The organism is Tenacibaculum sp. 190524A05c, from assembly GCF_964036595.1.
In the GTDB taxonomy this organism is placed as follows: domain Bacteria; phylum Bacteroidota; class Bacteroidia; order Flavobacteriales; family Flavobacteriaceae; genus Polaribacter; species Polaribacter platacis.
On the sequence record NZ_OZ038523.1, the window covers coordinates 1,642,581 to 1,657,360 of the forward strand.

Genomic DNA, 14,780 nt, shown 5'->3' on the forward strand with positions numbered 1-14,780 from the left:
ATTATATTTTGGTAATATGGGTCTCCAACTCACCGTTAAAAAACACCACTATTTTTTTCCCTTTTCTTGTTTTATTAAATCCTATACTAAAATCATAATCTTGAAAAACTACTTTATCAAATCTCCCATTAAAACTTAAAATCAAGTTATTCAGTTGTATCTCTGATTCAGTTCTTTCAATAATTTTCACATCCGGATGAAAATGTAAAACCATCTTTTTATCTAATAAAGATTTGCCTTCTAAAGAATCTTTTATTGTGAAGGTATTTTCGTTTAATTGAAATTGTCTTGAATGAATGATTCCTTCATTTTTATAACCATCATGTTTTGCGAAAATCTTATTTTCCTCTTCAATTACACCAAATACTTTCGCTCTTTTTGCTACTCTAAACCCTCCCCAAACTTGAGTTTGTTCTAAATTACCCAATTGCACAGTATTATGATAGTAAGTTCCTCGCTCTCTCTGTCTTCTCTCATTTTTTTCATAAGTAGAAACACCAGGATCAACAATTATTGGAATCTCTTGAGAATATAATTCAAAACTAAATGTGTCTGAATGAGCATGTCCTGGTTGGTAAGACGGTTGTATATTCCCAACATCCATAACAACTTCAAATTTCTCTGACTCAAATTTTCTGTAACCAGAATCAATCAACTTAATCTTACTCCATTTTAATCTTAAAGATTCAGCATAATCGAATAACTCATTTGAACTAGGAGCTATTCCAATAGAACTATCATTTAATAATGGGATATTACCGTTTTTATATGTGATGTTCGCTAACCATGATAACATATTGGAAGCTTTATCTTCTAAAAAAACTAATAAATTTTTATTATTAATTTTATCATTACGCCTAACTAATTGAATACAATCCAAAAGTCGTCCTAATAAAATCTGGTGATACATTGGAGAGAGTTCATAATGCGCTCCATCTTTAAGAATTTGTTCTTCTAATTCTGACTTTAAAATTTTTTGAGCTGTATTTAACAATCTTTCATCATTAAAATAATATCCTCCAAAAAGTAAAGAAAATCCATTTTCAAGTAAATGATTTCCCAAAAGATGATATTCTAAATTATCTAATAAAATTTGATAATGGTGATAAAGTGTTTCATCAATGATTTTATCTTTTATAGAATTCTTTGACAAAAATTTAACCCAATTAATTCCTCTTAATGAAATAACATAAGGTTCTTTACCATCTAATAATTCCGAATCTTGATTAATATAATCTTTAATTAACTCTAAACAAGAATCAACGGAAATATCCTTTTGATTTAAAAAGTCGAAATAATTTAAATTATAGGTCCATAATTTTCCGAATTCAGAATAATTCCAACTTATATTTTTCTTGAAACTCATTGGAATATTTAAAAACTTAAAATTATTAGTTCCTAAATAAGATTTATTATTAAAAATTTCGTCACTCCAAATTAAATCTATGGTTCGATCTATTTCTTTATTAGAATAAGATTTTTTAAAAAATCGATTACGTAATAAATAGTAAAGCCTGTAATAAACTTGAACAGGCTTTAAGTATTTAATTGTATGATATAACGTAATTATTTTACTTCTACCCATCTTCCTTCTTTCAAAGATTCAATAGCAGCAAAGGATGCTTTAGTTGTATTTACAATTTCTCCAAATGGTATGATTGATTCACCACCTGATTTTTGACTACGAATTAATTCATTAAATTGGTTATAATGACCTTTGTCTTGTTTAGAAGAGCACTTCGAGAATTTCTTAAATCCAAATCCTCTTAATTTTCTCCAATTATCCATAACTAAAGTTCTTTCCTGAGAATATACCTCAACCCTCTCCTTTGAGTAAGCTTTTGAACCATTAGCAAAATAATTAATAACTGCATTTGTACCATTTTCATACTTTAAAAGTATGCTCGCATTATCTGTATTTTCTTCTGGGTTAACTCCCATAGAATTCATGCAAACAGATTTTACTTTACTGCCAGCCAAATAAGTACATAGATCAATGTAGTGACAAGCCTCTCCAATTATTCTTCCTCCTCCTATTTCCATATCATGCACCCAAACATCTGAAGGAATAAATCCAGCATTCATTGTTGCTACAATATTCATTGGAGTGTTATCATTACCTAAAACTTTCTTCATTTGCTTTGCCAAAGGAGCAAATCGTCTATTGAATCCAACAGAAATTGAAACATTTCTAGAATTATATTCTTCTATAATCTCATCTAGTTCATCTCTATTTAAAGCTAATGGCTTTTCAACGAAAACACTTTTATCTGCTCTCAATGTTTCGAGTACCATTGACGCATGCATATTGTGTTTGGTTGTAATAAAAACTAAATCTGCCTCATTATCGCTGAGTATTTCTTTGTAATTAGTTGTTGAATTAGCAATACCATATTGTTTTGCCATTGTTGTAGATGACAAGCCTCCAGAACTAGCGATAAATTTTATATCCGCTTCTAATTTTTTAAGATTTGGTAAAATAGTAGCACTTGTAAAATTACCAGCTCCAACAATACCAATAACTCCTTTATTTCCACCAAACTCTTTTTCGTTTAACGTAACGGTGTTTTTAGGTTCTTCTGTAGAATTGTATTCTAAAATTGAGGCAATTGATTTTGATGAAGACATATCTCCATATATAGTTTCAAAATCCTTAAGAGGAACTTTCTCTGTTATTAACGGGTTAACATCTAATGAACCAACAGAAATAGCGTTTAGTACAGCTTCAAAGTTTCTCTTTTCTGTCCATCGAACATAACCTATTGGGTAATCGTTACCTTTTTGTTCATATTCTTCGTCATATCTTCCAGGGCCATAAGAACACGAAACTTGAAAAGATATCTCTTTATTATAAAAATCTGCTCTACTTATATCTAATCCTATTACACCTACAAGAACAACTCTACCAAGTTTTCGACACATTTGCGCCGATTGAGAGATAATTTCATTGCTCTTACTTGAAGCTGTAATAATAACTCCATCTGCTCCTACTCCATTAGTAAAAGTCTGAACAAATTTCACTTGATCTGTTCCTTCCGATGGATTTATTGCAGTTATTCCTTTTGACTTTGCTATTTTAATTTTTTCAGGATCAAAATCAAAGCCAATAACATTACACCCATTGGCTTTTAAAAGTTCTGCAGTTACTAAACCAATAAGTCCCAATCCTACAACTACAATTGTTTCTCCAAATGTAGGGTTTAGCAATCTAATTCCCTGTAAACCTATCGCACCAATTACTGTAAAAGCTGCTTCTTCATCTGATACATTATCTGGGATTTTTGCTACTAAATTTTTAGGCACTAATACATACTCGGCATGATTACCATTAGACGCAACTCGATCTCCAATTTTAAATTCTGAAACTCCTTTTCCTACTGCTACAACTTCTCCTACATTACAATATCCAAGAGGTAATGGTTGACCTAATTTATTAAAAACCGCATCTATTGTTGGTTTTAAACCATCGGTTTTTACCTTATCTAAGACCATTTTCACCTTATCAGGTTGTTGTTTCGCTTTTTGAATAAAATTGGCTTTACCAAATTCTACTAGCATTTTTTCAGTTCCAAGAGAAACTAATGATTTAGATGTTTTTATAAGTACGTGTCCTTTTTTTACCAAAGGAACAGGAACTTCCTCTAATATTGTATCACCTTTTTTAAGGTCTTGTATAATTTGTTTCATTATTTCTTTATTACTTAATCCAATTTTTTGAATTATTAGTACAGAGGCTTTCTTTCTTCTCTGTTTGGATAGTTTATTAGCACAGCTCTGTATTTTCCTTTAAATACAAAAAGACTTCCAGCTGCTGCGCCAATAACTTTAAATTTTGAAATTAGTTTCTTAACATCATCTAAACTGCCAGCCCCACCTAAAATGGTTAGAGGCATTTTACATAAATCACGAATTGTTTCTGCTAAATCCATATCATAACCTTTCATAACACCATCGTTATCAATAGAATTAATCACGATCTCTCCAACTCCAATATTATCCAACTCTTTAATAAGGTCCTTTAATTTCCATTTCGACTTTTTAGTTCCATTAATTGTATATATGTCATAGCCTCCAAAAAGTTTTCTTTTTTTAACATCTATTACAACTACAACACTTTGTGCCCCTACTACTTCGCCAATTTTAACACATAAATCAAGATTATCTAATGCTGCCGAAGAAAGTGCAACTTTTTCTGCACCTAAACTAATGATTTTTCTAGCTTGCTCAACAGTTGTTACGCCTCCTCCATAGCAAAAAGGCATTCGGCATTCCACAGCTAAATTTTTAATCATTTCGAAGTTTGGAGCTCTCTTCTCTTTAGATGCATCAATATCAAGAACCATTAATTCATCTACTTCTTTTTCATTAAAAATCTTTACAGCATTAATAGGATCACCAACATATTTAGCGTCTTTAAAATTTACTGTTTTCACCAATCCTTTATTATGAACTAACAAACATGGTATTATCCTAGATCTAAGCATACTCTAATTCTGCGAAATTTTTTAATAATTGTACTCCATTTCCATGACTCTTTTCTGGATGAAATTGCATTCCAAAAATATGATTATTATATATTGAAGAAGCGAACTCTATTCCATAATTACACTTGGATAAAATATGTTCTTCATTCTCGCATTCGAAATAATAACTATGTACAAAATAGAATCCAAAATCTTCATCTATGTTATTAAATATTGGATGGTTATTACTATTTTTTATAGTATTCCACCCCATATGAGGTAAATGAGGTTTATTCGGAATAGTTCTTTCATCAAATTTTTTAACATTACCTGGAATCCATCCCAATCCTTTTAGCTCTCCTTCATCACTTCCATTACCGAGTATTTGCATTCCAACACATATACCAAATACTGGAGTTTTTTTCTCAAGAACTAAATAATTAAGTTTTTCTTGAAGACCTGAATTAATCAGTTGCTGCATCGTTTCATCAAATGCACCTACACCTGGTAAAATTAGCTTTGATGCCTCTTCTAATTCATCTGGTTTACTAATAATTTTATGCGGAATATTTAGGTTTTTGAATATTGTAGCAATCGCGTAAATATTTCCAGATCCATAATCAACAATACCGATCATCTTTTACCTCCTTTTTCTAGTCCTAATGCTCTCATTACTTTAGCTCCTATATTATATATATTTTCTTGTGACTTATAATCTTTATATGTTTTGTTTGGAGCATCCATATATGACTGCAATTCTTCTACTGTTATTCCTAGCTTTGTTGCAATATATTCGAAATCTTGCGCAATGGTTTCTGGATCATATGCTGGTTTAGACAAAGCTTCTATAGCTTCTTCACGCGTCATTTGATTGGTTAGTATTAAACTTGAATATTGAACTTTCCTAGTGTCATATCCGAATTTTTTAGGTAACCAATAAGCCTCATAAAATCTTGTAAATCTAGATTCAAAATGTTTCTGAGGGTATTTTTGATATCCAAATTCATCAACTAATAGCTGCATTGCTTCATCTTTATTGTAAGGAACAAAGTCTAGGGGTCTAATTAATTTAATTCCTCTAACATATGGTAGATATATTTTATGCCATAAAATATTCGAAACAGGATAATCTTTCAATTTACCTGTACCGAATTTCTTATAAATATCCTTTAACTGTATAGAATCTGATTGATAGTACATCCACTCTAATGGATTTCTAACACATTCGGTAGAATAGTTTCCTCCAGTTAAGATGTATTTGATTTTATGCTTAGAAGCAAATTTATACATTGTTGCAAAGAATGCGTGGTCTTGTGGCACATCTACATGAGGTACTCCAGACTTAAAAAAAGCTAACTGTAAGTCTTTAATTTCTTCCCAATTAATTACTTCAGTATATAAATCTAATCCTAAACCATCTACTAATCTTTCTATATTATTAACAGCAATTTGAGAATTCCATCCTGCATCTACGTGAAATACTAAGGGTCTTAAACCATACTTTTTAACCATTACATATAATAAGTACGAACTATCAATTCCACCACTCATTCCCATTAAACAGTCAAAATCTTTACCTTCACCTTCCTTCTTTATTTTTGATATAATCCCTTCCAACTCCTTATGACCTCTTTCATCTGTATGCCATTTAGGTAAAATATCAGTGTAAAAAGTATTACAGTGGTCACAAACTCCATTTTCATCAAAAACTATTTTTGAATCTGTTGTGTCCATAACACAATTTGTACACATTTGATAATCTCTTTCCATCTTTTATATTTCTATTGCGTTTTTTGCTATTTCTGAATAAGCGAAATTACTTGGCCCTTTTTCTAAAGATTCCTTCTTTAAACCATCAAGCAACTCATTATTAGTCATTAACTCTTCTAATACAGATTTAATTTCATCTACATCACCTGTTTCTAAGAATATACAATTTCCACCTACATCGACATGTTCAATCCCCTTCCATCTCTTAAAAACACAAGGTAAACCAATTCCTACGGTTTGCTCCCACAAAACAGAATGAGTTCCGGGATAAACAGCCAAATCTCCTGCTAGTAATGTATTATAAATCTCAACAGAATTTAACCACCCGACAAATATAACATTCTTTAATTTTTCATAAGGTTTTATCAACTCTTTTGTTTCTTGATTGGGAACCCCAAAAACGACGAGAAAAAAATCTTCTCTATTTATCTCTTTAAAAGCTTCCAATAACCAATGAATTTTCTTTCTTTCGTCAATTTTACCTCCTGTTATAATTATTTGGCTATTTGTTGGAATATCATATTTTTTTCTAAATCTATTTTTGATACTTTCTTTATCATCTAAGTTGTATGCGGTATCGTCTGCTCCCAATCTTAAAAGTTCTATTTTACTTTTAGGAACACCATAAACCTCATTTAAAAACTCACATCTAATAGGCAATGTCCCGTAAAACTTACTAAGATGTGGTTCTATCTGTTGAATCATCCATTTATATAGAATTTTATGAAGTATATTTTTTGATACCCAACCTCTTCCACTGTTGATAAAATCAGTATGACAATCTGCGAATATTTTTACATCCGGATTTTTCTTTACGTAACTTTTAATTTCAAGTACACTAAGAAATTGTGCGTCATGTAGAAAAACAATATCGGGATTAAATTGTTGTAATATTTTTGATAGACCTTTATACTTTCTTAATTTTCTTCCAATGATACCTGGTAACCAACTTACATATGGTAATCTCGTTACTTCAATACCATTTTCATTTATATATGAAGATGGTTCTATGTATCCTAAATTCTTATTATCTACATATGTTTCTGTTGATGCAACAATTTTCACATCATGACCTTGAATTTTATGCAGCTTTGGTAAAATATTTTCTTGATAAGAATAATTATCAATATAAAAAGCTGCAAGACAGCAGTGCATTATTTTCATTTCTCGAGTGATTTTAAAAATAGAGTTGGATTCTTTATATGCTTTGCGGCTTCTTCTAATTTTTTATCGTCAAAATTCCACCATTCTACTTTTAATAACTTTTCTGAGATTTCTTCATCAAAACGATTTCTAATTTTTTTTGCAGGTATTCCGGCAACAATTGTATAAGGATCTACATCTTTTGTAACGACACTTCCCATTCCTATAACTGCTCCATGACCTATATTTACTCCTTGTTTTACTAAAACATTATTACCAATCCATACATCATTCCCTACAGTTATTTTTTGTGGTTCCTCTCTTTCAAATTCAGAAAATTTCTTACGGACACTATCTCTACCTTTATAAAATACTGGTGACATTCCAACCCAATCCACTGGATGCATACCTCCTCCCATGATGACATTATTGGCAATTGAAACAAAAGAACCAATATCACAGTTCACTATTTCACAATCATAACCACAGAATGAATGTTTATCCATACTTACGTTATAGATATTAGAACCAGATTCGATTTTAGAGGTTTTATGTATTGTAGAGTTTCTGATTGAACTACCTCTTAATTTTTTGATGATTTTTGACCACAAATATTGAATCATATGATTAGTTTTTATTGAAAGAATGTTAGATTATATGGATTACACATATTTGAACTCTTGTAAATTGAATATAGAAATAGAACAAAATATAAAACAACAACTCCGTTTAAAATTAGTTTATATCTTAAATTTCTTATTAGAAAATAATAAATCAATGCTAAAACCAAGGCTCTATTTATTAAAAAGAAATGATTGAATCTTCCTATCAATTGAAAATCGTAGAATACATTAAATGTTACTGCCCCTATGAAAAATAAAACAAAATATATTTTCACTTTTGGGAGCATCTCTATCACCTTATCACTAAATAGGATAATTAAAAGATTAATTCCAATCTTAAAATAAAAACCTAATCCCAACGCAGTATTCTGAGACTCCAATCTTCCTGAATCTATATATCTTACATACCTGTTTACAATACTAATTGAATCTCCTAAAAATAAAATAAACTTTCTTAAGAAACTTGAGAAAACTTCTACGTTCGCCAGTAAAACAGTAAATAAATATATAATTATCCACCATTTTTTATTGTATAACTTGTTAAAAGGCAAATAATATATTGGTATAAGAACTAATAAGCTTTTGTGAAAAAGTGAGCCTAAAAAAACATAAAGTATAAACTTTACCAAGTTCCTTTTAATAATGTATCTGATACTTATTAGCCAAAAACTTATAGCAGCAAATTGACGAACTCCATTCATAGACCAGAAAAAATATTCATCTGCAAACAAAAAGAATATAAACATTGGTAAAATTCTGGCATGAACACTTTTAAATATAAAAAACCAGCTTATATAAGCTACGATTGAAAACAAAACTTCATAACCAAAATTAAATTCGGAAATAAAATATGTTAAAATATAATAGCCATATTCATAATATTGACTACTAAATCCTTTATAAAGACTAAGTTTAAAATCATTAAAATCACTTACGTACCCTTCCCAATCCACACCAACAAAATATCGGTATCCAACGATAAAAGAAATAAATATCAATACAGATAAGTACTTAAAATCAATTTTTGTTTCTTCTAAAAATGTTATTTCGTCACTGATAGGTTTTCTTCTTCTAGCAAAACTTTTTGTACTAATAATCAAAGTGAATAGTAGTATCAAATAAACTGCATATGTAAAAAAATCAAACATTATAAAGCGCTATTATATAAATTCATATAGGTCTTACCTATTTCTGTCCAACTAAAATTATCTACTATTTCTTTAGAGTTTCTGATTATCTCCATATACTTATCATTTGGAAATTCTCTAATTAGCAATAGAAGCTCTTCTTCGAAGCTTGTTTCATTAGTTAAAATAGCCGATTCGTAATGCTCAAATACTCCGTCAATTCCAGTTCCAAAATGACCAACACATAAACATGAAGACGCTACAGCTTCTAAAAAAGCCAGTCCTAATGTCTCCGGGTTACTCGGCATAACAAATACATCACTACTCTCTAAATAGGATTCTATATACTCTCTATCCTTAAACCCATGAAAAACGACTTCTCTTTTCAGATTAAAATCGTCTACTAATGCAACTAAATTATCAAATTCGGGTCCGTCACCAATAACATCAAAAGTAAATCTTAATCCTTCCTGTTTCGCCTTAAGTAAAGTTTTAATAACCCAATCGATATTTTTCAATGATAATAATCTACAAACCGTAACCAACTTAATTGGTGTTGGCTTTTTTGTTTCTGATTTTTTAAAAAAATTATCATTAACAGGATGTGGTAGAAATTTGACATCCAAATCAGATTTAAATCTTTTATAGTTTGTTGGACTATGTGTTATTATTTTACTGGCATTCTTAAATATATTCTTTAAAAACCAAAGTTTATGAATATTATCAGGAAATACACCTCTTAGATTTATAATATAAGGCTTTCCTGTTTTTTTACTAATAATGCTAGCTACTATTAAATCAGGGAAAATATTCTGGGCTAATATTAAATCTGAATTCTTTAGATTCTCTATTCTTTCTTTATTGAGATAAAATCTGATTTTTAATAAGTTTAAGGGCAAAATGAAATAATTAACCCAAAAATTACTTGTTGGTAAAAAGAACCAAGAATAAATGATAGTTTTAAACCCATCTAAATCAATCTCTCCTTTTACTGCATATTCTTTATATTTTTTCCATTTATCACTTATTCTTGAAGTAAGTATACCAGAAAATGGAACAGATTTATAAATTAAAAAATCAACATCGTAATTACTTTTCAAATATTTCTGAATTCGTAGAATGATATCATTTTCTCTCTTTAATCCTTTCAATGGTAATATGGAAGCAACATTTAGTATTTTCATATAATTACTTTTTTGAAAAGAAATACCCTAATTGAATTAATAATCGTTTTTGTCTAGTAGAAAAATTAGGATTATTAATAATTTCTATCTTTTCATCGTAAACAAATAGTTCTCCTATATTCTCTAGAAGCTTATTTGAATACTTCTGTTCTAAATCTTTTGTATAATCTAAACTAATTAGATTATTCCAATTACTCCAAGATCCTTTGTTTCTTTCTTTTCTGAGAAGCATTCTTATTATTTTAAAATATGCTTTTCGAAAAAACGATATGGGTTTATTTATAACATAAGGTAAAGAAGGAAGGTAATCGTCGTTATGAAATATCCACTTTGTTGGCTTATATAAATCCTTCATAGCAGCATAAAATAGTTTTTTATTTAGTTTATATTGCTGAGGGCATTTTGCTGCAATTTTGACAATTTTAGAATCTGTAAATGGTTCAAAACTTCTAAATAATCTTCTATTACCCCATATATTTGGAACATCATTATGCATAGTAATTGGATAAATATTAAACCATTCAACGAATGATTCTTTTCTGATACTTGCAACCTCGTCTGCTCGCTTTTTTCTTCTTTGGTTGGCTATCTCAATGTACTTGGGTTTTATGGAAGATAAAATCCCAGCACTTTCTTTCTTTATAGTTGTGTCCGCCTTTTTATCTTTTAAGGGAAGAAAACTTAACAGCTGATTTCGTTTCTTCTTCTTTATATGGTGACCTTTTAGCAAAGTGTCTGATAAAAACCCTCCTAAAATAACATCATAATTTTCAAAATTACATGTCTTATGAAAACCATAAGTATGTACATGCGCAAAATCTCCATTAGCACCAATTAAATCTACACAATTCGGCATCATTTCCCAGTAATGAGTCTTTTCTCTTAAATGAATTTTCAAATTAGCATTTACACTCTTGGCTACCTTTGCAGCTATTTCTGTTTCAATGTTATGACTATCAGTAAACAAATATGAATCTATTGGATATTCCTTTGGTATTGAGGATGCAATTACTCTAGAATCTTCCCCTCCACTTAAAAACGAGGCTAACTTAGGCTTGGCTTCTAAAATTTTACTTATGTACCTTTGAAAGCTATTTTTTAATTCTTTTGACAACTGTCCTAAATCGTCTTCTTTATTTTCTTTTGGAATCCAATAAGTGTCCTTCTCATTAAAATTAGAATTTAGTACATATAGAGTTGCTGAATTAAGCTGATAAACATCCTTCAAAACTGTGAACGGAAAAGTAACTACTTCATGTGTTATGAATTCTGCCATTGATGAAAGATCTAAAGGAAATTCTCCAACACTATCAAACATTTCTATATGAGTAGAAACAACTGTAGTATCATTTTTATCAAAATGGTATACAGGTATAAAAGAAAGCATATCTGTTACTACCCTTAATTCACTCGTTTTTTTGTTAAAAAGGATGATAACGAACGGTCCACTTAGATCTTCATCCCATTCCATTTGTTTTTCTTTAATCCATCTTTTGTAGATTAGTTTGGATCCTTCATTATTGTTTTTAATAGTAATAAAGGAATTAACAGAATAATTCAATATAGGACCTCCAATCACTCCTAAAACATGATCTTCATTCTCATAAACATCAAAACCATTATAATGATTTTTGACCATACATAAAGTAGCTTTTTCAGAACTGAATGTATATACCTCTTTATAATCAGAGTTAATTTTTAGTAAAACTCTCTCTACATTATCTTTTTGAATCTTTTTGTTTATAAAAAGAAAGTCACTCATATAATTTTTTACTTTAAGAACTTTGGTTTTCTCTTTTCTAAATAATTCTCTAAATAATCAACAGCTAATTCAATATTTTCTAAATCAAAAACTCTTATTGTTTTTTGAGCAAAAATTAATTTCATAAATCTATTCTTAACTTTAGATAAAAAGTCATTAATCTTCATCGCATAGATTTTCCAACTAACTTTTACTTTTAGACTAGAGTATTCTTTATCAAGGGATTTTCTTTCGGCATAATTATAAACCTCTTCGAATTGATGCGGGTTTGCCTTTAGAATCGTGGCTAGTAAATTTATTTTATTCAGGTTAGCTTTTATTATTCCAGAGCAGCCCATTTCTTCCAAAGCTTTTATGCTGGATTCTGCCCAAATAGTTTCTCCAGAATATACATCAGGAATTATTTCAGACCAGGTATATTCACCTCTTCCTCTAAAATGAGGAGCGTCTTTCAGTTTAGTATTTCTTGCTTTATCTGTTCTATGGGTTTGATCCGACTCACTACTACTTCCAGCTACAGTCAAAGGATAATCAATTTTCATAACATTTTGAGCAACACAACTAACTGATATAGAAGCAAAAATATCTGGTGTTAACCCTCCAAAATAATATCCCAATTTGTCTTTTACTTTATCAAAACATTGCTTTCTTACAATTCCATGATATACTCTAGGTAAATCATGTTTAAGATAATATACTCCTCCTTTTTGTAAAAAATCTGTCAACTCTGATTTTACATTAACTTTTTTAATTTTACTATTAAAAGGGTAAATTGTAAAAGAACTCGATTTATCTTTTTTAGGCCAATTATAGTTAACTAGATACGTACCAATTAAAGCATCTAAATTTTGTTTTAACGCCCACTCTGATATTTTTACTATATCTTTTGTAACACAATCATCATCCCCGATATAACAAATATATTCACCAGTTGCATAATCCATACCGTAATCAAAATTATGAACTGTTGACATTTCCGAATCGTTGTAATAATACTTAACCCTAGAGTCTCTTAATTCTTGGATACTATATTCTAAACTATTGTCTAAACTATTGTCATGCAAAACTATCTCTAATCTATCATCTGGAATACTCAAAATACTTTTAACACAAGATAAAGCATATTTTTGCCTATTCCTTGTAGGTATTACAATAGATATTATTGGTTTTTGATCGATCATGTTATTTTTTATTCTTTAGGCCTTTAAAAATATATTTAATTCTTGTGATGTCTCTAATTTGGGCTGGTGTTAGCACTAATATTGAGGTAACAAATACAATACAAAAAACAAATCCTATCCAAATAAGAAATAGGAATCTATTTTCACTTGTAAACGGTATTTTATGTAGAAAAAATGTTAATGCTACAATTAAAACAATAGGATTTAAATACATTCGAAAATAGTACTTAACACTGTTATGAATTACCAAATACATTTTTGATAATATTAATATATAAAAAATGGAAATAACTATTTGAACACCAGAAAACAAATAAGCCGCTCCATTCATTCCAAACGTTTGAGTTGTTAAAATATAGCCTGGAATTGTAATTATTAGACTTATAATTCCTATGATGTTATTTAACTTGGTATAACCATTGGCTAATGCTAAATTATAGGGAAGTATCTGTAAAGCTAACGAAGAATATCCTATAACTAAAACAGCAACTACAAAGCTTGATTTTCCCGCCAATTCCATATCTCCTGTCCAAATCCAAATTAACTCTTTCCCAAAAAGCATAACTACAGACATTATACAAATAATTATAATCGTAGTGATGAGGTTAATTTTATTAAATAACTGAGTTGCTTCTTTATTTTTTTTTGTTGAATATAAACTCGTCAATCTAGGCAATATCGCAACAGATATGGGATTAACTAAAACTCCAATTACTCGAGCAAGGGAATATGCAATTGTATAATATCCTAAATATTCTAAGCTTAAAAACTTACTTATCGCAAACTTATCCATTTGTGTATTTACACTAGCAACAATTGCTATTAATAATACACCTGATGCAAACTTCCATATTTCCTTTAAAATATCTTTCTCTACTTTAGGCTTAAAGAAAAAACCTTCTTTATTGGAGATCATTTTAATCAAAGCTCTTCTGATTATTGCAACAAAAATAATGGACGAAAGTAATTGCCATACGAAAAACACTTTTACTTGTGGATAAAAATATATCGGTAAAACAACTAATGCATTTCTTACTACTCCCCACAAAACTTGGTAAACATTCGCTTTTACCTGTCTTTCTAACCCTAAAACGCCTCCTTTATAGAATCTAAAAAGTAATTGTAGTCCTATTTCAGCGATTGCCACTCGAATTGAAAATAACAATACTTCCCTACTAATTCCTTCTGAGTTAATCCAGTAGTCAATAATATAATCTGACAAAAAAAAACCAACAACAGAACAGCATATAAAAATTGTCAAATAAAGACTTTCTAAAGTTTTAAATACTCTTAATTTATAATCATCTGTTCTATCTTTTCTTGCAAATTCTCTGGATAAAGTACTCGTTAACCCTGCGTCAACAACCCCCATTATACCTGCAATTATTAAAGTAAAACTAATTAAAGAATAATTTTCAAATCCTAAATATTGTATATATAATGGAATGAAAATAAAATTAGAAAAAACTCCCCAAAAACGACCTAAAAAGTTAGCTATTATGTTTTTTTTCATCTTCGTCAACACTA

12 protein-coding genes are annotated in these 14,780 nt (G+C 29.5%); all 12 read right to left on the reverse strand.

The genetic code is table 11. The annotated features are described in order from the left end of the window. Position 1: 1 nt before the first annotated feature. Genes ABNT61_RS07000 through ABNT61_RS07055 form a run of 12 tightly spaced genes read right to left on the reverse strand, consistent with a single transcriptional unit; the run spans position 2 to position 14,766 of the window. On the reverse strand, positions 2 to 1,585 hold the full coding sequence (locus ABNT61_RS07000; RefSeq protein ID WP_348745369.1) for an alginate lyase family protein: 1,584 nt from the start codon (positions 1,583 to 1,585) through the stop codon (positions 2 to 4). Then, complete coding sequence (locus ABNT61_RS07005; RefSeq protein WP_348745370.1) at positions 1,567 to 3,687, reverse strand: bi-domain-containing oxidoreductase; 2,121 nt, start codon at positions 3,685 to 3,687, stop codon at positions 1,567 to 1,569. The genes ABNT61_RS07000 and ABNT61_RS07005 overlap by 19 nt, the downstream gene beginning before the upstream one ends. Positions 3,688 to 3,722: 35 nt before the next feature. After that, positions 3,723 to 4,484, reverse strand: coding sequence for an AglZ/HisF2 family acetamidino modification protein (locus ABNT61_RS07010; protein ID WP_348742623.1), 762 nt, complete (start codon positions 4,482 to 4,484; stop codon positions 3,723 to 3,725). Then, complete coding sequence (gene hisH / locus ABNT61_RS07015; RefSeq protein WP_348745371.1) at positions 4,477 to 5,100, reverse strand: imidazole glycerol phosphate synthase subunit HisH; 624 nt, start codon at positions 5,098 to 5,100, stop codon at positions 4,477 to 4,479. The genes ABNT61_RS07010 and hisH overlap by 8 nt, the downstream gene beginning before the upstream one ends. Beyond that, complete coding sequence (locus ABNT61_RS07020) at positions 5,097 to 6,233, reverse strand: N-acetyl sugar amidotransferase (RefSeq protein WP_348745372.1); 1,137 nt, start codon at positions 6,231 to 6,233, stop codon at positions 5,097 to 5,099. Before ABNT61_RS07020 ends, hisH begins: the two co-directional genes overlap by 4 nt. A 3-nt stretch (positions 6,234 to 6,236) precedes the next feature. Beyond that, positions 6,237 to 7,388 (reverse strand): glycosyltransferase family 4 protein, encoded by a 1,152-nt coding sequence (locus ABNT61_RS07025; RefSeq protein WP_348745373.1) that lies wholly within the window; start codon positions 7,386 to 7,388, stop codon positions 6,237 to 6,239. A gap of 5 nt (positions 7,389 to 7,393) precedes the next feature. Next, complete coding sequence (locus ABNT61_RS07030) at positions 7,394 to 7,999, reverse strand: CatB-related O-acetyltransferase (RefSeq protein WP_348745374.1); 606 nt, start codon at positions 7,997 to 7,999, stop codon at positions 7,394 to 7,396. A gap of 11 nt (positions 8,000 to 8,010) precedes the next feature. Next, entirely contained in the window at positions 8,011 to 9,147 is a 1,137-nt protein-coding gene (locus ABNT61_RS07035; RefSeq protein WP_348745375.1) for an EpsG family protein, read from the reverse strand. Beyond that, positions 9,147 to 10,310 carry a glycosyltransferase gene (locus tag ABNT61_RS07040; RefSeq protein WP_348745376.1) on the reverse strand — a complete coding sequence of 388 codons (1,164 nt, stop codon included), beginning with the start codon at positions 10,308 to 10,310 and terminating at the stop codon, positions 9,147 to 9,149. The genes ABNT61_RS07035 and ABNT61_RS07040 overlap by 1 nt, the downstream gene beginning before the upstream one ends. Before the next feature lie 4 nt (positions 10,311 to 10,314). After that, positions 10,315 to 12,072, reverse strand: coding sequence for an asparagine synthase-related protein (locus ABNT61_RS07045; RefSeq protein WP_348745377.1), 1,758 nt, complete (start codon positions 12,070 to 12,072; stop codon positions 10,315 to 10,317). Between the two features lie 8 nt (positions 12,073 to 12,080). After that, positions 12,081 to 13,253 carry a glycosyltransferase family 2 protein gene (locus ABNT61_RS07050; protein WP_348745378.1) on the reverse strand — a complete coding sequence of 391 codons (1,173 nt, stop codon included), beginning with the start codon at positions 13,251 to 13,253 and terminating at the stop codon, positions 12,081 to 12,083. 1 nt (position 13,254) lies between these two features. Next, on the reverse strand, positions 13,255 to 14,766 hold the full coding sequence (locus tag ABNT61_RS07055) for a lipopolysaccharide biosynthesis protein (protein ID WP_348745379.1): 1,512 nt from the start codon (positions 14,764 to 14,766) through the stop codon (positions 13,255 to 13,257). Positions 14,767 to 14,780: the final 14 nt, after the last annotated feature.

What these genes read in the sequence shown, in the direction of transcription:
- ABNT61_RS07025 (WP_348745373.1), bottom strand. Translation starts at nt 7,388, where the DNA reads ATGCACTGCTGTCTTGCAGCTTTTTATATTGATAATTATTCTTATCAA.
- ABNT61_RS07050 (WP_348745378.1), bottom strand. Translation starts at nt 13,253, where the DNA reads ATGATCGATCAAAAACCAATAATATCTATTGTAATACCTACAAGGAAT.
- ABNT61_RS07040 (WP_348745376.1), bottom strand. Translation starts at nt 10,310, where the DNA reads ATGAAAATACTAAATGTTGCTTCCATATTACCATTGAAAGGATTAAAG.
- ABNT61_RS07035 (WP_348745375.1), bottom strand. Translation starts at nt 9,147, where the DNA reads ATGTTTGATTTTTTTACATATGCAGTTTATTTGATACTACTATTCACT.
- hisH (WP_348745371.1), bottom strand. Translation starts at nt 5,100, where the DNA reads ATGATCGGTATTGTTGATTATGGATCTGGAAATATTTACGCGATTGCT.
- ABNT61_RS07005 (WP_348745370.1), bottom strand. Translation starts at nt 3,687, where the DNA reads ATGAAACAAATTATACAAGACCTTAAAAAAGGTGATACAATATTAGAG.
- ABNT61_RS07010 (WP_348742623.1), bottom strand. Translation starts at nt 4,484, where the DNA reads ATGCTTAGATCTAGGATAATACCATGTTTGTTAGTTCATAATAAAGGA.
- ABNT61_RS07045 (WP_348745377.1), bottom strand. Translation starts at nt 12,072, where the DNA reads ATGAGTGACTTTCTTTTTATAAACAAAAAGATTCAAAAAGATAATGTA.
- ABNT61_RS07055 (WP_348745379.1), bottom strand. Translation starts at nt 14,766, where the DNA reads ATGAAAAAAAACATAATAGCTAACTTTTTAGGTCGTTTTTGGGGAGTT.
- ABNT61_RS07020 (WP_348745372.1), bottom strand. Translation starts at nt 6,233, where the DNA reads ATGGAAAGAGATTATCAAATGTGTACAAATTGTGTTATGGACACAACA.
- ABNT61_RS07030 (WP_348745374.1), bottom strand. Translation starts at nt 7,999, where the DNA reads ATGATTCAATATTTGTGGTCAAAAATCATCAAAAAATTAAGAGGTAGT.
- ABNT61_RS07000 (WP_348745369.1), bottom strand. Translation starts at nt 1,585, where the DNA reads ATGGGTAGAAGTAAAATAATTACGTTATATCATACAATTAAATACTTA.